General features: G+C 71.0%; 8 protein-coding genes. All 8 read right to left on the reverse strand.

Going from position 1 to position 21544, the window contains the following annotated elements; translation table 11 throughout:
- Positions 1 to 16: 16 nt before the first annotated feature.
- The 8 genes from vioD to E1293_RS15330 all read right to left on the reverse strand — a co-directional run bounded on the left by vioD (position 17) and on the right by E1293_RS15330 (position 21252).
- Entirely contained in the window at positions 17 to 1150 is a 1134-nt protein-coding gene (vioD, locus tag E1293_RS15295; RefSeq protein ID WP_132198056.1) for a capreomycidine synthase, read from the reverse strand.
- A gap of 21 nt (positions 1151 to 1171) precedes the next feature.
- The gene (locus tag E1293_RS15300; RefSeq protein ID WP_132198057.1) at positions 1172 to 2962 is read right to left on the reverse strand and encodes an ABC transporter ATP-binding protein; all 1791 of its coding nucleotides are present in this window, start codon (positions 2960 to 2962) and stop codon (positions 1172 to 1174) included.
- Entirely contained in the window at positions 2955 to 4835 is a 1881-nt protein-coding gene (locus E1293_RS15305) for an ABC transporter ATP-binding protein (RefSeq protein WP_132198058.1), read from the reverse strand. Before E1293_RS15305 ends, E1293_RS15300 begins: the two co-directional genes overlap by 8 nt.
- Before the next feature lie 36 nt (positions 4836 to 4871).
- Positions 4872 to 5888, reverse strand: coding sequence for a guanitoxin biosynthesis L-enduracididine beta-hydroxylase GntD (gene gntD, locus E1293_RS15310; protein WP_132198059.1), 1017 nt, complete (start codon positions 5886 to 5888; stop codon positions 4872 to 4874).
- Between the two features lie 42 nt (positions 5889 to 5930).
- Entirely contained in the window at positions 5931 to 10469 is a 4539-nt protein-coding gene (locus tag E1293_RS15315) for a non-ribosomal peptide synthetase (RefSeq protein ID WP_132198060.1), read from the reverse strand.
- The gene (locus E1293_RS15320; RefSeq protein ID WP_132198061.1) at positions 10462 to 15042 is read right to left on the reverse strand and encodes a non-ribosomal peptide synthetase; all 4581 of its coding nucleotides are present in this window, start codon (positions 15040 to 15042) and stop codon (positions 10462 to 10464) included. Before E1293_RS15320 ends, E1293_RS15315 begins: the two co-directional genes overlap by 8 nt.
- A gap of 147 nt (positions 15043 to 15189) precedes the next feature.
- Complete coding sequence (locus E1293_RS15325) at positions 15190 to 19827, reverse strand: non-ribosomal peptide synthetase (protein ID WP_279473147.1); 4638 nt, start codon at positions 19825 to 19827, stop codon at positions 15190 to 15192.
- 591 nt (positions 19828 to 20418) lie between these two features.
- The gene (locus E1293_RS15330; RefSeq protein WP_132198063.1) at positions 20419 to 21252 is read right to left on the reverse strand and encodes a ParB/RepB/Spo0J family partition protein; all 834 of its coding nucleotides are present in this window, start codon (positions 21250 to 21252) and stop codon (positions 20419 to 20421) included.
- Positions 21253 to 21544: the final 292 nt, after the last annotated feature.

The following is a 21544-nucleotide window of genomic DNA, read 5'->3' on the forward strand; positions in this document are numbered from 1 at the left end:
GTTCGGATGTGGAGGTTCAGCCGGCGACGTGCTGGAGGGATCGTTCCTCGCGCAGGACGCCGGCCAGCCGGTCGAGGCCGCGTTCGAGGGAGGCGGCCGGCCCGCCGAAGCCGAGCCGCACGCGCTGGGGGTCGCCGAAGCAGCTCCCCGGGACGAGCAGGACGCGGTGCTCCTGCGCGAGCCGGTGGCAGAGGGCGGTGGTGTCGTCGATGCCCACGAGCCGCGGGAAGGTGCTGACGCCGCCCATCGGGGTGACGAGGTCGACCAGCTCTGGGTTGTCGTCGGCCCACTGCCGGAGCACGACCAGGTTGCGGCGGGCCTGGTCGAGCCGCGGCGCGAGCAGGCGGTCGGCCCCGCGCGCCACCCGCGCGGCGAGGAACTCGACCAGCGGCGACAGGTGCAGTGTCGTCCGGTCCCGCAGGTCGAGGACGCCGTCGAGCACGTCGGGGTGGGCCAGGCACCAGCCGACGCGCAGTCCGGCGAGCCCGTACCCCTTGGACAGGGTGCCGAACGACACGGCGCGGTCGTAGTCGTTGATCGGGTCGCGCAGCGGCTCCCCCGCGTGGACCATCTCCCGGAACGCCTGGTCCCAGATGAGGTAGGCGCCGGCGGACCGGGCGATGGCGACGAGCTCGTCGCGCTCGGCCGCGGTGACCGAGGTTCCCGTCGGGTTGTGCGGCAGGTTGACGACGATCGCCTTGGTGGGCTCCGCGACGAGCGCGCGGAGCGCGCCGAGGTCGGGGCGGTAGCCGTCGGCGGCGTTGATCTCCCACGGCACGAGCTCGCAGCCGAGGGTCCGCGCGGTGGAGGCGAGGGAGTGGTAGACGGGGTCCAGCACCACGACGCGGTCGCCCGGGTCGAGCAGGGTGCTCATGACGAGGTAGATCGCCTCGCTGGCGCCGTGGGTGACCATGACCTTGTGCGGGTCGCCGTCGCCCCACCGGTCCGCGATCGCCGCGCGCACCTCGTCGCCGCCGAGCGACATGCTGTCGCGCAGCACGATCGCGTCGAGGTCGGCCGAGGAGAAGCCCAGCAGCTCGCGCAGATCCGCCAGCGAGTAGTCGGCGACGCCGCTGCTGCCGATGTCGTCGTCGACGGCGAAATAGTAGTCGCGCATCCAGATCTCAAGTTCGGCGGGCGCATACTTCATTTCGGCGGCTCCACTCTGTTCTCACGCCTCAAGATAGGCTCTCGACTGAATGTCATACAGTTCCGCGTAAAGCCCGCCCCGGCTCATCAGCTCCTCGTGGCTGCCGATCTCGCGAATGCGCCCGCCGTCGAGGACGACGATGATGTCGGCCATCCGGGCGGTCGAGAAGCGGTGCGAGACCAGCAGCGTGATGGTGCCGCCGCCCGCGCCGGCGCGGGCCGCGCGGGCGAACCGGTCGAAGAGGGCGTGCTCGGTCTGGGCGTCGAGCGCGGCCGTGGGCTCGTCGAAGACGACCAGCAGCGGGTCCGGCCGCAGCAGGCCGCGGGCCAGCGCGAGGCGCTGCCACTGCCCGCCGGACAGGTCGGTGCCGTCCCCCCACGTGGTGCCGAGCTGGGTGTCGAGCCCGCGGGGCAGCCCGCCGACCACGGCCGTGGCGTCGGCCCGGTCGAGGGCTGTGTGCAGGACCGCGTCGTCGCCGATGTGCGAAGGGCTGGACACGCCGACGCTCTCCCGCGCGCGGAATTCGAAGTCGACGTAATCCTGGAATGCCCCGGTGACCCGGTCCCGCCATTCTTCGCTGGGAATGTCGCGCAGGTCGCGGCCGTCGACGATGATCTGCCCCTCGTCCGGCCGGTAGAAGTCGCAGAGCAGTTTGACCAGGCTCGTCTTCCCGGCTCCGTTGTCGCCGACGAGGGAGACGACCGAGCCGGCGGGCAGGTGCAGGGAGACGTTCTCCAGCACCGGCCGGTCGGAGCCCGGATATCGGAACGTCACGTCGGTGAGGTTGATGCCGGTGGTGAGCGCGGCGGGCGGCGCCGCCGGGTCGGCGGGCGCGGCGGCGGCGTCCTCGGCGTACCTCTCCAGCCAGACGAGCCGGCGCGCCTGCTCCATCGTCCAGAGGAACTCGCCGCCGTACTCGGCGGTCCGGGAGATCACCTCGCCCATCTCCATGGCCAGGCCGACGACGAGGACGACGTCGCCGGGGGTGGCGCGGCCGTCCATGGCGAGCAGGAGGACGGCCACGATGGCGCCGATGAAGCCGGCCGCGTTGACGAGGGCGTCGAGGGAGCCGAGCCGCGCCGCGCGCCAGTCGGCGCGGTTGCGGGCGTCGAGCACGTCGTCCGACGCCCGGTGGTGGCGGGTGAGGAGTTCGGGGACGAGCCCGAAGACCCGCAGCTCCTTGCCGGCCGGCGCGGCGGTCCCGACGTCGTACAGGTGCCGGCGGAGCCGTTCGGTCTCGCTGGTGTCCTCCTGCGCCTCGATAGCCAGGTCGTTGGCGCGGCGGGCGATGAGCAGCGACACCACGGCGAGCAGCACGAGCGCGAGCAGGCCGGGGTGGACGCGGGCGAGCAGCACCGCCGTCGCCACGAACCCGAGCACGGCGCTGCCGAGCCCGGCGGTCGCGTTGACCATGCCGGCGAGGCTCTCGCGCTCCTCGCGGATCCGCTGCACCTGGTCGAGGTACTCGGACTGCTCGTGGTGGGCGAGGCCGTGGATGCCGCCGATCAGCCGCATCAGCTTCCGGTCGGCGACGACCTGGCTGCGCTCCAGCACGCAGAACGAGCAGTGCACGCTGTAGTAGATCGTGATGATCAGCCCGGCGACGATGGCGCTGATCAGGGCCGTCGCGATGACGGCCGGGCGGGCCTCGCCGTCGACGGCGGCGTCCACCAGCAGCTTCCCGCCGTAGGCGATGGCGGGTCCGGCCAGCGAGAGCAGGACCTCCATCGCGATCTGCGCGGCGGCGTGCCGGGGCGCGGCCCGGAACCCGAATCCGATCGTCGTGGTGAACGCGCGGAAGGTGTCACGCATCCATGACCTCCTCCCCGGCCGGCACCTTTCCGGCGCGGAACCGTTCGGCCTGCAGGTTGAACATGTGCGCGTAGCGCCCGTCGAGTTCGATGAGCTGCTCGTGCGTGCCGTCCTCGGCCACCCTGCCGCCGTCGAGGACGACGATGCGGTCGGCGCGGCGGACGGTGGAGAAGCGGTGCGAGATCAGGCAGGTGGTGAGCCCCTCGGTGAGTTCGAGGAACCGGTCGTACAGCTCTGCCTCCGCACGGATGTCGAGCGCGGCCGTCGGCTCGTCCAGCACCAGGACGCGCGCTCCCGCCTCCACCGCGAACATGGCGCGGGCGAGGGCGACGCGCTGCCACTGCCCGCCGGACAGGTCGACGCCGCCGGTGTACTCGCGGGACAGGACGGTGTCCCAGCCCTCCGGCAGCTCCTCGATGACGTCGAGGATGCCGGCCTTCTCGGCGGCGGCGCGGAGCGCGTCCATGTCGGCGGCCCGGCCGGGGGCGCCGAAGGCGATGTTGTCGCGGACCGGCAGGTGGTAGCGGCCGAAGTCCTGGAACAGGGCGGCGACGCGGCCGCGCCACTGCCCGGGGTCGAGTCCGGCGAGGTCGGTGCCGTCCACCGTGATCCGCCCGCCGGTCGGCTCGTAGAGCCCGCACAGCAGTTTGACCAGGGACGTCTTGCCGGCCCCGTTCTCGCCGACGATCGCCAGGGACTGGCCGGCCCGCATCGTCAGGTCGAGCCCGTGCAGCACCTCCCGGTCGGCCCCCGGGTAGCTGAACCGCACCCCCTCGAACCGCACCCCCTCCTTCGGGGCGCCGGACGGGACCGGCAGGCTCCCGCCGTCATCGGCGACCTCGCCCAGCCGCTCCTCCAGCCGCAGGACCCTCGGCACGGTGATCGCCGCGTACGACAGGCTGAAGTGCTCGTCGCCGACGGCGTAGGAGTTGGCGTTCGACAGCGCCATCACGAACACCGAGACCGCCTCCAGTTCGAGGTGGCCCTTGACGGCCGCCCAGGCCAGCAGGCCGTAGGAGGCGAGGTTGAGGGCGAGGACGAGCGCGCCGGTGGGCAGCAGCATGCTCAGGTGGGGGGTGCGCGCCTTGCGCAGCGGCGTGACGGCGGTCCGCCACCGGTCCTCGAAGCGGTCGGTCAGCCACCCGAGCATCCCCCAGATCCGCACCTCCTTGGCGGGCCCCGGGTTCAACGCGAGGTCGCGGACGTACTCGGCGTGCCGGAACTCGGTGCTCTGCCCGTACCCCTCCTCCCCGATCCGGACGTAGTCGCGCTGCATCCGGTACACCACCGCCGGCCAGACGACCAGCCAGAGCAGGCCCAGCCACCAGTGGAAGGCGAACAGTACGGCCGCGGCCCCGAGGGCCCGCAGCCATTCGGTCAGGATCTGCGGCAGCGCCTCGACCGTCTCGCTCGGCCGCTGCGCGCTCATCCCGAGGCCGCGGACGATGCGGACCTCGTTCTGCACCTCCGCGTCCTCCAGGTGGGCGATGCCGCGCGGGCCGCCGACCGCGGCGAGCACCCGTTCCTGCAGGTAGCGGTCGAGGTCGCGGCCGAGGGTCGAGGCGCCGGCGGTCAGCACCGGGCCGAGGGCCCGGGCCAGCACCACCAGCACCGCGACCACGCACATCAGCGTGACGGCGCGGTCCCCGGCGGCGGAGTCCATGCCGTCGCGGACCGCGTCGGGGATCACGCCGATCAGCAGCCCCATCAGCACCGCGACCGCGATGGGCAGCGCGGCGGCGAGCAGCACGCCGATCCCGAGCAGCCACGTGCGGCCGCGGCCGACGCGCGGCAGCACGCTCAGCACCAGGAAGATGCCTCGCACCGTCTCCGGCCATCGCCGGCGGACGCGGAGTCGTGTCCGCAAGGTCATGCGATCCCTGCCTTCGGCTCGGTGGGTCGGCGGTGGTCAGACCAGGCGGGCGGTCGCCGAGCCGCGGTCGGCGCGGGACTTGCGCAGGTCCGTGGTCACGCTGACGCGCTTCAGCCAGCGGTCCGTCCCGTCGTAGGACGCGGTGAACGGGCGGCGGCCGTGCGCCATCCGGTGGTTGTTGATGAACAGGATGTCGCCGGGCTCCAGGATCACGTCCTTGCAGCCCTCTTCCATGAGCTTCTCGGTGGCGGCGAACGCCTCCCGCGCCAGCCGGTCGTCCTCGGGGATGTCCATGAAGTACGGGTCGAGCCGGATGTAGGGGCTGGCCGGGTCGCCCCACAGGACCGCGACCCGGTTGTCGTCCTGCTTCATCGCGGTGACCCTGTCGAACTCGTCCGCGTGGGCGCCGGTGACGACGTTGTTCTCGGGCAGGTGGGAGTCGTCGGGCCGGATCAGGAACCGGTCCTCGCGCAGCACGTCCGCGTGCGTGGGGTCGAGCCGGTCGACGTCGATCTCGCTGACGATCGTGCTGATCCCCTTCGGGTTCCGCAGGCACTGCAGCAGCAGGAGGTCCGCCCGGAACGGGTGGAAGGCGTCCTCGGTGTGCAGCGTCAGCAGCTCGGAGCTGCCGACGCCCATCTGCTCGGTCTCGTAGCCGCTGATCGGGAAGACGTCGTGGACGAGGCGCCCGTCCTGCTGGGTCTTCCACCCGAACGGCTCGCCCAGCCAGGCCCCGTACAGCAGCAGCAGGATCTCCTCGGCGAACTCCGGATGCGGGTCGGGGCGTCCCCGCCAGTGCTCCGGGGTCGGACCGACCCGGTCCTCGTCGATGTGGTGGCCGCGCACGATGCAGTAGCCGAGCCGGTCGTCGAGCGCGAACGAGCGCAGGTAGCGCCTCGGTCCGGCGGGTAACTCGGCGGCGAGCAGCGGGAGCTCCCGCAGCAGCGCCTCGTCCTCCGGTCCGTCGTACTCCTTGGCGATCCGCAGCGACAGATCGACGATCTGCGCGGCATCGTCGCCGGCGATGGTGAAGATGCGGTCGTTTTCAGACACCCTTGTCCTCCTGGTGTGACATTTCGGCCGTTCAGCGATGGGTCAGGTACTCGGTCGGTCGCAGTGCTCGATCAGCTCCCGCAGCGCGGCGACGTGCGCCTGCGCCACGCGCGCGATGGTCTCGGGCCGGTGCAGCGCGGTGCTGTAGCCCCATTCGAATTCCAGCCGCCCGTCGCCGGTGCGGGCGGCCTCGATCTGCAGGACGTAGGGGCGGCGCTGGTCCTCGGTCATGACGGTGCCGTTCAGCTCGTCGGGCAGTTCCTCGGCGAAGAGGCCCACCTCGTCGTCCTCGACGGCGTCGAAGCCGCCGGAGTAGTTGAAGACGACCTGCGGGTCGGGCCAGGCCCGCAGCTCCCGCACCGCGTCGTCCTCCGGGGCGAGCCGGCGCAGGGCCCCGAAGCCGACGCCCCCGTTCGGGACGCTCCGCAGCTCGTCCCGGACGGCCGTGACCAGCGTCCCCGGGTCGGACGGGTCGGCGGCGGACAGCGCCACCGGGTGGATCGAGGTGAACCAGCCGACGGTGCGCGACAGGTCCATCCGGCCGGCGGCGTCGGTGACCGGGTGCCGGCCGTGGTTCTCCAGCCCGATGGTGAGCCGGTCGACGCCGGCCCAGCCGCCGAGCGCGGGCAGCAGCGCCGCGAGCAGCAGGTCGTTGATGCGGGTGCCGTAGGCGCGGTGCGCCCGGCCGAGCAGCGCGGCCGTGGCGTCGGCGTCGAGCAGCGCGGTCACGGTCGCCCGGGACGCCTCGGTGTTGGGCCCCCGCGTGTCGAGCGGAACCTCGAAGCCCGGTTCGAGCTGCCGCGTCCAGTACGGCAGTTCGGCGCGGGCCGCGCCGGACGCGGCGTAGGCGTCCAGTTCCTCGGCCCACTCCTTGAACGAGGTGGTCTTGGGGCCGAACGCGCCGTCCAGGCTTCCGGTGGCGGCGAGCGCCTCGTAGCCGAGGTGGAGGTCCTCCAGCAGGACGTTCCAGGAGAGCAGGTCGACCACCAGGTGGTGCACGGTGATCCCGAGCCAGGCCGGGTCGTCGCCGCGGTCGAAGCACAGGACGCGCAGCAGCGGCCCGTCCGCCAGGTCGAGGGACGTCTGCGCGGCGGCCATCGCCTCGGTGACGAGCGCGTCCCGGTGGTCGTCCGGGACGTGCCTGTGGTCGACGACCGAGAACACCTCGGCGTCCTCGGACGGGGCGTTGTACTGGGCCCAGTCGTGGCGCGCGGAGTCGAACGCGAGGCGCATCCGCAGCGCGTCGTGGTGGTCGACCAGCGCGTGGACGACCTGTTCGAGCATCCCGGTGTCGGTGCCGGGGCGCAGCGCGAACACGCCGGACCAGTTCCAGTGGTCCCGGGCGCCGATCTCGTGCTCGGCGAACCAGCGCTGGACCGGCAGCAGCGGCACCGGTCCGGACACCGCGCCCTGTTCGGCGCGGATCCCGTCCGTGGCCGGGCGCGCCACCCGCGCCAGCTCGGCGACCGTCTGCGCCTCGAACACCTCGGCGACGCTCACCTCCAGGCCCGCCTTGCGGGCCCGCGCGACGATCTGCAGGCTCAGCATCGAGTCGCCGCCGAGCGCGAAGAAGTTGTCGTGGATCCCCACCTGCTCGGCCTGGAGCACCTGCGCCCAGATCTCGGCGAGCGTCTCCTCGGCCTCGGTGGTGGGCGGCGCGTACTCGGCGTCCTCGTCGGCGGTCACCTCGGGGGCCGGCAGCGCCCGGCGGTCGACCTTGCCGTGCTCGGTCAGCGGGATCGCGTCCACCGCCACGAACAGCGCGGGCACCATGTACTCGGGCAGCCGCCGGTGCATGTGGGCGCGCAGGTCCGCCGGGCCGGGGGCGGCCTGTCCCGGTTCGGGGACGACGTATCCGACCAGCCGCTTGCCGGTCGCCTCGTCCTCGTGGACGGTCACGACCGCGTCGCGCAGGCCGGGGTGCGCGGCGAGCGCGGCCCGCACCTCGGCCAGCTCGATCCGGAAACCGCGGATCTTGACCTGGTCGTCGACCCGGCCGAGGAACTCCAGCACGCCGTCGGCGCGCCACCGCGCGAGGTCGCCGGACCGGTACAGCCGCCGCCCCGGCACCCCCGCGACGGGGTCGGGGACGAACCGCTCGGCCGTCAGGTCGGGGCGTCCGGCGTATCCGCGGGCCAGGGCGCCGCCGCCGATGAACAGCTCGCCCGGCTGCCCGACCGGGGCCACGTTCAGCCGGTCGTCGAGCACGTAGGCGCCGGTGCCGGCGAGCGGGCGGCCGATCGGCACCGAGCCCTCGCCGGGCGGCAGCCCGTCGTCGATGTCGTAGACGGTGCAGGCGATGGTGGTCTCGGTCGGCCCGTAGGCGTTGATCACGGTGAGGTCGGGCAGCTGCTCCTTGATCTTGCGGGCGTGCCCGGTGGACATCGCGTCCCCGCCGACCAGCAGCATCCGCAGTCCCGCGAACGCCTCGGGCGCGAGCTCGGCCGCCTGGTGGAACAGCCCGGTCGGCACGACCGCGACCGTCACCTCGTTGCGGCGCATGATCGAGACGATGTCGATCTCTTCGAGCTCGCGGGGGGTGGCGATGGCGAGGGTCGCGCCGTTCAGCAGCGCGCCCCAGATCTCGAACGTCGACGCGTCGAAGGAGACGGGCACCAGGTGCGACATGACGTCGTCCGGGACGACCCGGGCGACGGGGTCCTGGTAGGCGCGGGCCACGCCCTCGTGGGTGACCTCCACGCCCTTCGGCTCGCCGGTGGACCCCGACGTGAACATCACGTAGGCGGTGCTGCCGGGACGCGTCCCGGTGCCCTCAACGGGTTCGGTAGCGGCGCCGTCGTCCGCCTCGGCCAGTTCCAGGACCCGCACGCCGGCGGAACCGAGGCCGGCGGGCCGGTCGGCGCCGGTGACGACGACCCCGACCTCGGCGGTGCCGATCATGTGCCGGAGGCGGTCGTCCGGGAGGCCCGGCACCAGCGGCACGTAGGCGGCTCCCGCCTCCACGACGCCGAGCAGCGCGATGACGAACTCCACGCTGCGGTCGAAGCAGAGCCCCACCCGGTCCTGCGGCCGCACGCCGTTGCGGCGCAGCCACCGCGCGACCCGGTTGGCGCGCCGGTCGAGTTCGGCGTAGGTGAGCTCCTCGCCCGCGCACAGGACGGCGCGGGCGTCCGGGGCGGCGGCCACCCGGTCCCTGAACAGCTCGGTGAGCGTCCGGCGGGTGAACGGCTGCGGCGGCTGCGCGCTCCAGTCCTCGACGATCTGCCGCCGCTCCTCCGGGGAGCACAGCGGCACGTCCCGCACGAGCAGGCCGGGGGTCTGCGCGACCGCCGCCAGAGCCTGCCGGAGCTGGTCGAGCAGCCGCTCGACGGTCGCCCGGTCGAACGCCGCCGTCGAGAACTGGACGCCCAGGCTGAGCGCGCCCTCCAGGTCGACGGAGAACATCAGCGGGTAGCGCGACTGCTCGACGGTCGCGAACGCGTCGACGACGGCGGCTCCGTCGCCGGGGTCCGCCTCGTCCTCGTCGAGGTCGCCCTCCGGGAGGTTCTGGAACGCGATGATGCTGTCGAACAGGGAGACGCCCGGCGGGATCCGCGTCGCCTTCTGGATCTCGGCGAGGGGCGTGTAGTCGAACCGCTGCATGGCGAGCTGGGCGTCCTGGAGGCGCCGCAGCCAGTCGATGAACGGCTCGTCGGGCCGGACGGTCGTGTGCATCGGGAGGGTGTTGATGAACAGCCCCACCATCGACTCCATCCCGGACAGCTGGGCGGGACGGCCCGAGACGGTGAGCCCGAACGTCACGTCGCCGTGGCGGCTGTAGCGGCTCAGCAGCAGCGCCCAGGCCGCCTGGACGACGGTGCTCAGCGTCACCCGCGCCCGGCGGGAGAGGTCGATCAGGCCGCGGGTGACGCCGGCGGGCAGGTCCAGCACGTGCGTGTCGTGCGACCAGTGCCCGGTCGCGGGACGGTCGACGGGCAGCGGGGTGGGCGCCTCGAACGCCGCCAGGTGGTCGCGCCAGAAGGCGCCGGCCTCCGCGGCGTCCCGGCCGGCGAGCCACTGGATGAAGTCGCGGTAGGGCCGGACGGGCGGCAGGGCGGGGCTGGACGTCCCGCTCGTCAGCTGGTCGTAGGCGGCCTGGACCTCGTCCACCACGATCGGGATGCTCCAGCCGTCCAGGCAGATGTGGTGGAACGTCCACACCATCCAGTAGCGGTGGCCGCCGCGCCCGATGAGCCGCACCCGCATCAGCGGCGGGGAGGCGAGGTCGAAGCCGGCGTCGCGGTCGGCGGCCAGCAGCTTCTCCAGCCGGACCTGCTGCTCGGCGTCGTCGGCGCCGGACCAGTCCAGCTCCTCGAACGGCAGCGCCGCCTCGGAGTGCACGACCTGCAGCGGCTCCGGCACGCCCTCCCAGACGAACCCGGTGCGCAGCACCGGGTGCCGCTCCATCACCAGTTCCCAGGACCGGCGCATCGCGTCCGCGTCCATCGGGTCGATGGTGTACTCGCCGACCTCCTGCGCCCAGTAGGCGCCGGCGGCCTCGGCGGGGGCCTCGATCGAGTGGAACAGCATGCCCTGCTGGAGCGGGGCCAGCGGGTACACGTCCTGGATCCGGTCAGCCATTCTGGATCTTCCCTCCGCCTCGGATGAGGGCGTCGAGGGTGTTCTGGTCCAGTGCGGCCAGCGGGAAGTCGGACGGGGTGAGGCGGCCCGCGTCCGGGGACAGGCAGTGCTCGATCAGCTCGCGCAGCGCCGCGGCGTACTCGGCGGCGAGCCGCTCGACGGTGGACGCGTGGTGGACGTGCGGGCTGTACTCCCATTCGAGGACCAGCCGGCCGTCCTCGGCCTGGAACGCCTCGACCTGCAGTAGGTGCGACCGGCGGCGGCCGGTCTCGGGGCCGGTGCGCGGCCCGGCGAGGTCGCCGTCCAGCTGCCTCGTCACCAGCCCGCCACGGCCCTCGGCCGACACCGTCGCGCCCATGTAGTTGAAGAGCACCTGGGGCGCGGGCCGCTCTCGCAGTGCCCTCAGCCGTTCGCGCCGCTCCCCCTCGTCGGGTTCGGGGGTGATGTGGCGCAGGAGGCCGTAGCCGATGCCGCGCCGGGGGACGCCGCGCAGGTGCTCCTTCACGGAGGTGATGAGCTGGCCAGGGTCGTCGAGGCCGGGGGCGCTGAGGGCGAGCGGGTAGATGGAGGTGAACCAGCCGACCGTCCGCGACAGGTCGGTGTCCTCGCCGAGCGCCTCGCGGCCGTGGCTTTCGAAGTCGATCGCGGCGGTGGTGGTGCCGGACCAGCGTCCGAGGACCCGCAGCAGGCCCGCGAGGAAGATGTCGTTGATCTGCGTCCGGTAGGGGCGGTGGACGCGTGTCTGCAGCGCGGCGGCGGATTCGGCGTCCAGCTCCACCCGGACGGACCGGGTGGAGTCCTCGGTGTTGGGGCCGTCCTGGTCGGCCGGGAGGGGTCGGCGGAGATCCAGCTGCTCCTGCCAGAACGGCAGCTCGTCCCATGTGGAGGCGGCGTCGGCGTGCTGATGGAGCTGCTCCGCCCAGGTCTGGAACGACGTGGTCTTCTGGCCGAGCACCTGGTCCTGGTAGGCGGTGCCGAGGTCCTCCAGCAGGACGCTCCACGAGACGCCGTCCATGACGAAGTGGTGGACGGTGATGCCCAGCCACGGCGGCTCTGCGCCGCGGTCGAACAGGACGGCGCGGATCTGGGGCCCGTCGGCCAGGTCGATCGAGGTCTGGGCCTCGGCCATCCGGGCGGTGACGGCCTCGCCCAGCGCCTCGCCGTGCAGGCCGGACACGTCGAAGGTGCTCACCACCTGATGCGGTTCGGCGTCGGCGTTGTGCTGCTCCCAGCGGTTCTGCGCGGGATCGAACGCCAGCCGCATCCGCAGCGCGTCGTGGTGGGCGATCAGGACGTCGAACGCGCGCCCCAGCGCCGCGCGGTCCACGTCGGCGCCCAGTTCGAACATCCCGGACCAGTTCCAGTGGTCGCGCTCCCCGATGTCCTGACCGAGGAACCAGTGCTGGATCGGGGTGAGGGGGACGGCGCCGCTGATGGGCCCCTGCTCGGCGGACGCCTGCGAGGCGTCGCCCTCCTGCGTGACGGCGGCGAGTGCGGCGACGGTCTGGCGGGCGAACACGTCGGCGATCTCGACGCGCAGCCCGGCCGCGCGGGCACGAGCGACGATCTGCAGGCTCAGGATCGAGTCGCCGCCGAGCTCGAAGAAGTTGTCCTCGGCGCCGACGCGTTCCAGGCCGAGGACCTGCTGCCAGATCTCCGCCAAGGCCCGCTCGGTGTCGGTGCGCGGCGCGATGTACTCGGTGGCGACCTCCGCCACCCCGTCGGGGGCCGGCAGCGCACGGCGGTCCAGCTTGCCGTTCGCGGTCAGCGGCAGCCCGTCGTCCAGGACGACGAACGCGGCCGGGATCATATATCCGGGGAGGCGGTCGCGGAGGAACTCCCGCACCCCCGCCACATCGATCCCGGTGTCGCCGGACCCGGGGACCAGGTAGGCGACGAGGCGTTTGCCGCCGGGGCCGTCCTCGCGGGCCATCACCACCGCGTCGCGGACAGCAGGGTGGTCGGTCAGGACGGCCTGGATCTCCCCGGGCTCGATCCGGAACCCGCGGATCTTGACCTGCTCGTCCACCCGGCCCAGATACTCCAAGCGGCCGTCAGGGCGGCGACGCGCCCGGTCACCCGTGCGGTACAGACGCCGACCGGAGTGGAACGGGTCGGCGACGAACCGCTCGGCGGTCAGCGCGGGACGGTTCACATACCCGCGTGCGACGCCCCCGCCACCGACATACATCTCACCCGGCATCCCCGGACCGACCGGACGGAGCTGCTCGTCCAGCACCAGCACCGTCAGGTCGTCGATCGGCTCACCGATCGGCGACGCCCGCCACCCACGCGCCGTGATCGCCTCATCGACCGGCAGGTAGGTGACATGCACCGTCGTCTCAGTGATCCCGTACATGTTGATCAGGCCGACCTGGGGGTGCGCGGTCTGCCAGCCAGCCACCCGCGCGACGTCCAGGGCCTCGCCGCCGAACACCACCCACCGCAGCGCCAGCCCGTCCGCCAGGCCGGGATCGTCGTCGTGGGCGGCGGTGAGCTGGTAGAACGCGGACGGGGTCTGCGACAGCACCGTGACGCCCTCGTCACGAAGGAGCCGGGCGAACCGCTCCGGAGACCGCGACACCTCGAACGGAACCACCACCACACGGCCACCGTGCAGCAACGGACCCCAGATCTCCCACACCGAGAAATCGAACGACGCCGAATGGAACATCGTCCACACGTCGTCCGGCCCGTACTCGAACCACTTATCCGTCCGGGAGAACAACCGCAGCACATTCGCGTGCGGAATCGCCACACCCTTCGGACGCCCCGTCGAACCCGAGGTGTAGATCACGTACGCCGTCTGCGCGGCGTCCACGCTGATCCCCGGGCGCTCGGCCGGGTGGTCCCGCGATTCCCGCATCAGGTCCTCGTCGACCACCGCCACCGGGGCGGCGTCGGCCAGCAGCCACTGGATCCGGTCGGCGGGGTAGGACGGGTCCACGGGGACGTAGCCCGCGCCGGTTTTCAGCACCCCGACCATCGCCGCGATGAGGTCCACCGACCGCGGCAGCGACACCGCCACCAGCGATCCCGCGCCCGCGCCGCGCTCCCGCAGCAGGTGCGCCAGGCGGTCGGCCCGCTCGTCCAGCTCCCGGTACGTCAGGCGCTCGTCGCCGCACACCGCCGCCACCGCGTCGGGCGACCAGCGGACCCGCTCCTCGAAGCTCTCGACGATCGAGCCCTCGGCCAGTTCCTCCGTGTCCGGAGTCTCCAGTACGCCGAGTTCGGCCTCCGACAGCAGCGGGATGTCGCCGACGGTCAGCTCGGGGTCCGCCGCGACGGCGTTCAGCATCAGTTCGAGGTGGTCCAGCAGCACGTCCACGGTCGGCTCGTCGAACGCCGCGGTGGAGTACTCGACGGCCAGCCCGAGCCGCTCCTCCAGGTCCACGACGAGCATCAGCGGGTAGTTGCCCTCCTCGATGGAGTCGAGGCCGGTCAGCACTCCGGCGTCCTCGTCGTCGTCCTCGACGGGGGTGAGCTGGTCGGGCTTCTGCTCGCTCGGGTAGTTGCCGACGACCAGGATGGTGTCGAACAGAGAGGTGCCGGCGGTGATCTCGGACGCCTTCTGGATCTCGGTGAGCGGGGTGTAGTCGAACCGCTGCATTTCCAATTGGACGTCCTGAAGGCGCCGCAGCCAATCGAGGAACGACTCGCCCGGCCGGACATCGGTGCGCAACGGCAGGGTGTTGATGAACAACCCCACCATCGACTCCATCCCCGATAACTGCGCCGGGCGACCCGAAACGGTGAGCCCGAACACCACGTCGTCCTGGCCGCTGAACCGGCTCAGCAGCAGCGCCCAGCCCGCTTGGACGACCGTGCTCAGCGTCACCCGCGCGCGGCGTGCGACTCCCTGGAGCCCTTGCGTCGCCTCTTCGGACAACTCGATCCGGCGCCGCTCGTGCTCCCAATGCCCCGGCGCCACGCGGTCCACGGGCAACGGCGTCGCCGCCTCGAAACCGCCCAGGTATTTCTGCCAGAACTCGCGGGCCGCATCCCGGTCCTGTGCGCTCAGCCATTCAATGAAATCGCGGTACGGCCGCACCGGGCCCAGCGCCGGGCGCTCGCCCCGCAGCAGACACTCATATGCGGCCTGAATCTCCCCCAGGACCACGGGAAGGCTCCACCCGTCGCACAGCCCCTGGAAGAGTCCCCAGACCATCCACCAGCGGCCGGCGCCACGGTCGATCACATAAACCCGCAACAATGGCGGGGCGGCCAGGTCGAAGCCGCGCTCCCGGTCCTCGCGCAGCAGCGCCGCCCGGAGCTCCGACTGCTCCCCGTCGTCGGACGCCGACCAGTCCAGCACCTCGAACGGCACCGTGACCTCGCTCATCACGACCTGGTGCGGCTCGTCGACCTCCTCCCACACGAACCCGGTGCGCAGGACCGGGTGCCGCGCGACCACGAGCTCCCAGGCCTGGCGTAACGCCGCGGTGTCCATCTCCCCGGTGAACTCGTAGAGCCCCTGGGCCCAATACACGCCCGCGCCGGCGGGAGCCTGCAGGACGTGAAAGAGCATGCCCTGCTGAACAGGTGCCAACGGGTACATGTCCTCGACGTTCACAATCCCACTCCCGTCTTTTTCAGACCGGTTTAATCCGGCCGTCTAACCGAAAAGGAATGTAGCATCGCGCCGCTCCGGTCCGGAACCGTGCTCGCGTTTTAGCCGCCGCCTGCCAGCCGCCGACGGCCATTGGCCATCAGTGCTGGATCAGCCGCTGCCGCCCATTTTCTTGAGGACCGCGGCGAGACTCTTGTTGTCGACCTTCGCCATCGGGAAGTCGGACGGGGTGAAAGCGCCGGCGTCCGGGTTCAGGCAGTGCCCGATCAGTTCGCGCAATGCGCTGACATGGCCGTCGGCGAGGCGCCGGACGGTGTCGGCGTGGTGCATGTTGGCGCTGTAGTACCACTCGAAGACCATTCGGCCGTCGTCGGTCTGGGACGCCTCGATCTGCAGCAGATGCGAACGCGCCCGCCCCTTCTCTTCACCCGTACTCGATCCGGCCAAGTCGTCCGGTAGCTGTTTGGCCAGCAATTCGTCACTCGGCTCCGCCGCCTTTTCTCCGTTGCCGCCACCGCCGCCGGCCGGTGCGGCGTCCATGGTCCCCATGTAGTTGAAGAGGATCTGCGGAGTGGCCGTCTTCCGGAGCGCGAGAAGCCGCTCGCGTTGCTGTGCGTCGTCGGGCTCGGGGGTGATGTGGCGGAGGAGGCCGTAGCCGACCCCGAGCCGGGGGACGCCGCGCAGGTGTTCCTTGACCGATGAGATGAGTTGGGTGGGGTCGTCGAGGTCGGGGGTGGTGAGGGCGAGAGGGTAGATGGAGGTGAACCAGCCGACCGTGCGGGAAAGGTCGATGTCGCTGCCGAGTGCTTCGCGGCCGTGGCTTTCCAGGTCGATCCCGGCCGTCTTGGTTCCGCTCCACTGTCCGACCGCGCGCAGGAGACCGGCCAGTAGTAGGTCGTTGATCTGCGTGCGGTAGGCGCGGTGCGCCCGTGTCAGCAGCGCCGAGGTGTTTTCGGCGTCCAGTTCCACGCGGACCGACTGGGTCGAGTCTTCAGTGTTGGGGCCGTCCACGTCTGTTGGCAGTGGACGCTGCTGCTCCAACTGCTGCTGCCAGTACGGCAGCTCCTTCCAGGTCGCGGGGACGATGGCCTGCTGCTGCAAGCGCTCGGCCCACACCTGGAACGACGTCGTCTTCTGCCCGAGTGCCTGGTCCTGGTAGGCGGTGTCGAGGTCGTCCAGCAGGACCGTCCAGGAGACACCGTCCATCACCAGGTGATGAACCGTGATGCCCAACCACGCGGGCTGGTCACCCCGCTCGAACAACACCGCCCGGATCAGCGGCCCCCCAGCCAGATCGAGCGAAGCTTGGGCTTGGTCCATCCGATCGGTGACGGCTTCGTCCAACACGTCACCATGCAGCCCGGACACATCGAACGTGGCGAAGACCTCGTGCGGTTCGGTTTCGGCGTTGTGCTGCACCCACTCCTGAAGCTCCACATCGAACACCAGCCGCATCCGCAACGCGTCGTGATGCGCGACCAGCACATCGAACGCCCGCGCCAAAGCATCAGGCTCAACATCAATGCCCAGCTCGAACATGCCCGACCAGTTCCAACGGTCCCGGTCGCCGATGTCCTGACCCACGAACCAGTGCTCGATCGGGGTGAGCGGCACCGGGCCACTGACCGGCCCCTGCTGGGCCGACGTCGCCACCGGATCCACCTCACGAGCAACCGCGGCCAGCGCAGCCACCGTCTGCCGAGCGAACACATCAGCGATCTCGACCCGCAACCCGGCCGCCCGAGCACGCGCAACGATCTGCAAGCTCAGAATCGAGTCGCCACCCAACTCGAAGAAGTCGTCCTCGACACCCACACGCTCGACACCGAGAACCTGCTGCCAGATCTCCGCCAGAGCACGCTCAGTGTCGGTACGCGGCGGCACATACTCCCCGGCCGTCTCAGCCACGGCTTCAGGGGCGGGGAGTGCGCGACGATCCACCTTGCCGTTCACCGTCAGCGGCAATCCCTGGTCCAGCACCACGAACGCGGCAGGGACCATGAAGCCCGGAAGACGGGAACGGAGGGACTCCCGCACCTGCGCCATGTCCATGCCGGCGTCAGGAGAATCGGGGACCAGGTAGGCGACGAGGCGTTTCCCACCGGGGCCGTCATCGCGGGCGACCACGACCGCGTCGCGGACCGCCGGGTGCTCGGCCAGCACCGCCTCGACCTCGCCGGGCTCGATCCGGAACCCGCGGATCTTGACCTGCTCGTCGACCCGGCCGAGGAACTCCACGTTCCCGACCGCGTTCCAACGGGCCCGGTCCCCCGTCCGGTACAGGCGTTCACCCGAACGGAACGGGTCGGGCACAAAACGTTCAGCGGTCAGCCCTGGACGGTTCACATAACCGCGGGCGACCCCCGCACCGCCGATGAACAACTCACCCGGCATGCCGATGGCGGTCGGCTGCATGCGTTCGTCCAGCACGAAAGCGCGCGTCCCAGGTAACGGCCGTCCTACCGGGACGAGACTGTCGTCCGCGCCGGCGCCATCGGTCAGCGGCATGAACAGCGAGTCGATCGCCGCCTCGGTCACCCCATACACATTGCCCGGCACCGCGTTCGGAGCGACCGTGCCCACCGCACCCACCAGGGCATCCCAGCGCCACACATCGGTGCCGGAAATCACCACGCGGAGGCTGTCCAGACCACCCGCCTCACGCGCCCACGCCGCCAACTCACGCAGCAGCACACCCGGAACGATCTCCGCGATACCGACCCTGTGCCGCGCGATCACCTCATGCAGCGTCTCGACCGACACACCCTCGGCCTCGGGAACCAGCACCACACCACGGCCCAGATACAGACCGCGGGTCAGGTCCCCCACCGAAACGTCGAAACCCACACCCGACATCGACAACATCGGGCCACGCTCGTCGTCCAGCCCGGCCAGGGTCTCCTCCCAGGCGGCCGCATAACCCGCCAGCCCCCGATGCGACACCAGCACGCCCTTGGGCACACCCGTCGACCCCGACGTGAACGCCACGTACGCAGCACTGTCATGATCAACAACGGCATTCACAACAGCCGACTCAGGCAGTCGATCGATCCGCACCACCGCGTCTGCCGAGCCGCACACGGCGCCCGCCATGTCGGCACCACCCGCATCGGTGATCACCGCACCGACGCCGCCATCGGCCGCCATCAGGCTCAGCCGCTCAGCCGGATAACCCGCAGGCAGCGGCACGTACACGCCACCCGCCCGCAACACCCCGACGAACGCCACCACCAGATCCAGCGACCGGCCCAACGCCACACCAACGCCGACCTCGCCACGCACACCACTCGCAGCCAGCACCCCGGCCAGCCGACCCGACCGCTCCCACAACTCAGCGAACGTCAGCCGATCGCCACCGCACACCACCGCCACCACGTCCGGAGACTTCTCCGCCCACAACCGCACCCGCTCCACCACCGACACTGGCCCGGCGGCCGAAGCGTCAGCGGCGTCCCCCCACCGGTGGACGAGGCGCCGGTCGATCTCGAAGGTCGTCGTGTGGCGGACGTTCTTCTCCGCCAGCCCGGAAACGAGATGGTCGAGCGTCTCCAGGAAGCGGTCCTTGTGCAGCGCGGCCTCGTCCAGGGCGGTGGCGGAGGCGTTGAGGTCGAAGTCGAGCCAGGCCGACGTGCCGTGCGACCAGCCGTACGTCGTGAGCGTCAGGTCCCGTACCGGGCCCACGGAGAGGTTGCGCGGGGGCTCGGCGACCGCGGCGCCGAAGCGGAGCGTCCGGTTGAACTCGACGACGTTGAGCACCGGGCCGTACCACGCGCCGCCGCGGCTGATGCCGAGCCGCCGGGCGAGGTCCTCCCCGCGGTACCGGGAATGCCGGGCGATCTCCGCGAGGCGGTTGCCGGTCCGCGCCGCCAGTTCCGCGACCGACAGGGACGCCGGAATCCGGAGGGCGAAGGGGACGACGTTGGCCAGCATGCCGGGCGTGGCCCGGGTCGCCTCGTCCAGCCGTTCGGCGACCGGGAGGCTGAACATGACGGCGTCGTCGCCGGTCAGCCGCTGCAGGTCGGCGGCGAAAGAGGCGACGAGGAAGTGCGCCGGCCGGACGCCCAGTTCCCGGCACCGCTCGCGTAATGCGGCGCGCAATGCGGGGTCGGCCTCGAACGTCGCGCGGACGGAGTCCGGCCGGTGGGTCGGCGATTCGAAATCGTCCTTGCGGCGGACGAGTTCCTCGATGTTGTCAAGCCAGTAGCGCTCGTCCAGCAACTTTTCGGCGGACCCGTGGTAGTCGAGGTTGCGGTGCAGGGCACCGGGCCAGTCGGAGAACCATCCGGGCGGGTATTCGCGAAGCGATTCGAGCGCGGTGTAGACCTCGGCCGCGCGCTTGGCCAGAAGTCCGAAAGAGAAAAGGTCGGCAATGAGATGGTGGCATCTCATGTGCCACCAGTGCTCGTCCTGCGAAATGCGGAGAAGGGACCAGGAGTACAGCGGCGGTCGTTCGTGGTGGATGGGCCGGGCGGCCTGCGACCGCAGCCACTGCCGTCCTGCGGCGGCCGAGTCGTCCTCGCAGGTCAGGTCGATGACTTCGAGGTCGTCGCGGGGCTCGGCGGTCAGCGCCTGGAACGGGATTCCGTCCGGCCCCTCGCCGAACACGGCCCGGTGCACGCCGGCCTCCCCGGACGCCACCGCGGCGCTGCGGCGGAAGAGCTCCTCGTCCAGCCGGCCGCGGATCACGATGTACTGCGCCGGATTGTATTCGGGGTTGTCACCGATCAGCTGCAGCGACATCCAAATGTCGAGCTGCGCGGGCGATAAAGGAAGACGCGCATCCAACACGACCGGCGATACCCCCCGTCCCGGAAAACTTCAGTGAACTGCGAATGCCGACATAGCTGCGGCCAGAAGAGCAGAGAACATGATCCGATGAGTCGGCGACGCGGGTCAAGGCGCGCGGCGCTCCCCCGTCTTTCAGATCTTTCAGCGCGCGGCATCGCCGTGCAATTAAAACGCATCTCGGGCGGCGAGCGGAAGGTGCCGGGCGCGGGCACCGATTCGCCGCGCCGGCGTTGTCTTTAAAACGACCTCGGCCGCACCGCATGCCGGTGCGTCGCACGCTGCCACCGCTCCACCGCACTCCGGCGCGGCCGCGCGGGCCGTGGGTTCACGGGCGTGCGGGCACTCGCACCGCGCCGCGGCAGATCATGATCGCGAGTGGTTTTAAAACCACTCGGCGCCCGCACCGGCGCGCGCGTCGATGCGGTGCGGCAACCGGGGGCGGCAGGGGCGAGGCGGCAGGGCGTCCCTGCGGAAACAGAAAGAAACCGCCGCGCCGGTGGCTCCTTCTGGTCGCCGGCGCGGCGGTGTACTGTGCCGGATGCCCGGCACGGGGATCTCGATCGTTCCGCGCCGGGTGCGGCGCGGAGTCGTTCAGGCGGAGAGCTTCTCCTCGAGCATGAGCTCCAGCGCATCGCTGATCAGGATGTGGGCGGCCTTGTCCTGCGTGACCTTCCGCTGCTTCGCGTACGCCTGTAACGCCTGGTGTTCGTCCGGGCTGAGCGTCACGATGATCTGCTTGACCTTCTTCTTCGGCGAGGCGTGCTCCTTGAGCAGGCTCTCGACGGGGGTCTCCGGGCTCTCCTGCTTCGCCTTGATGACGGTGCGCCGCTGGGCCGCGGTCATCTCCGACATCTCCCGCGCCAGCAGCTTGACCTCGTCGGGTTCGAGCGGGACGTCGGTGTCGGCGACGTCCTGCACCTTCAGGGCGACGTCCAGCACGACCTCGCCGGAGTCGACCATCTCCTGCAGCTCCGTGGTGAGCCGGTCGTACTTCACGTGCTTGCGGACGGTGTTGTAGGGCAGCCCGGTCTCCTCGGCGACCATGCGCGCGCTGCCGTACTTGCGGTACAGAGTGGTGCACCCGTCGATGATGTCGCGGGTGTCGAGGTCGACGCGGAGCAGGTTCTCGGTAAGGGAGAGGACACGCGCGGTGGTGAGGTCCACCGGCCTGTCGATGATCGCGGCCAGGATCGTCCGGCGGCCGAGGATGCGGTGCGCCTGGACGCGCCGCTGCCCCATGAGCACTTCGAGCTTCTGCGGGTCGCGTGCGCTCGGGCACACCACGATCGGCTCCAGCATGCCGTGCCGGCGGATGCTTTCGGCGAGTTCTTCGATTTCCTTATCAGCACCCCGAATGCGGGCTTGGCCCTCGCCGAAGACCAGCCCCTTGACGAGCACCTCACGAATCGCGCGAATGGCAGCCATCGATTCCCTTCCCCGTAAGCGTCACTACCTGCGATTTCATGGAGTACCGAACCGCCGAACAGTGAATGAACGGCCCCCCTGATGGCTTCATGATCATACGACGCAGCCGAGCGGCGCCTAGTTCACGGTGACGGCAAAAACGCCAGGTCACTTGCCTGAGGATGGTTCGGTATCTACAGTCGCGGAGTTGGCCGCCAGGCCGCCGCGACGGCCGGCCGGGCACGGTCGCGGCGGCGCGTCGCCGGCGCCCGCGGGCAGGGCCGATTTCCCTGTTCCCCGGTGTCCGTAACCC

Source organism: Actinomadura darangshiensis, assembly GCF_004349235.1.
GTDB lineage: Bacteria > Actinomycetota > Actinomycetes > Streptosporangiales > Streptosporangiaceae > Spirillospora > Spirillospora darangshiensis.

Excerpts from the sequence above, each read along its gene's own strand:
- E1293_RS15315 (WP_132198060.1), bottom strand. The coding sequence starts at position 10,469 with ATGGCTGACCGGATCCAGGACGTGTACCCGCTGGCCCCGCTCCAGCAG.
- E1293_RS15300 (WP_132198057.1), bottom strand. The coding sequence starts at position 2,962 with ATGCGTGACACCTTCCGCGCGTTCACCACGACGATCGGATTCGGGTTC.
- E1293_RS15330 (WP_132198063.1), bottom strand. The coding sequence starts at position 21,252 with ATGGCTGCCATTCGCGCGATTCGTGAGGTGCTCGTCAAGGGGCTGGTC.
- E1293_RS15305 (WP_132198058.1), bottom strand. The coding sequence starts at position 4,835 with ATGACCTTGCGGACACGACTCCGCGTCCGCCGGCGATGGCCGGAGACG.
- vioD (WP_132198056.1), bottom strand. The coding sequence starts at position 1,150 with ATGAAGTATGCGCCCGCCGAACTTGAGATCTGGATGCGCGACTACTAT.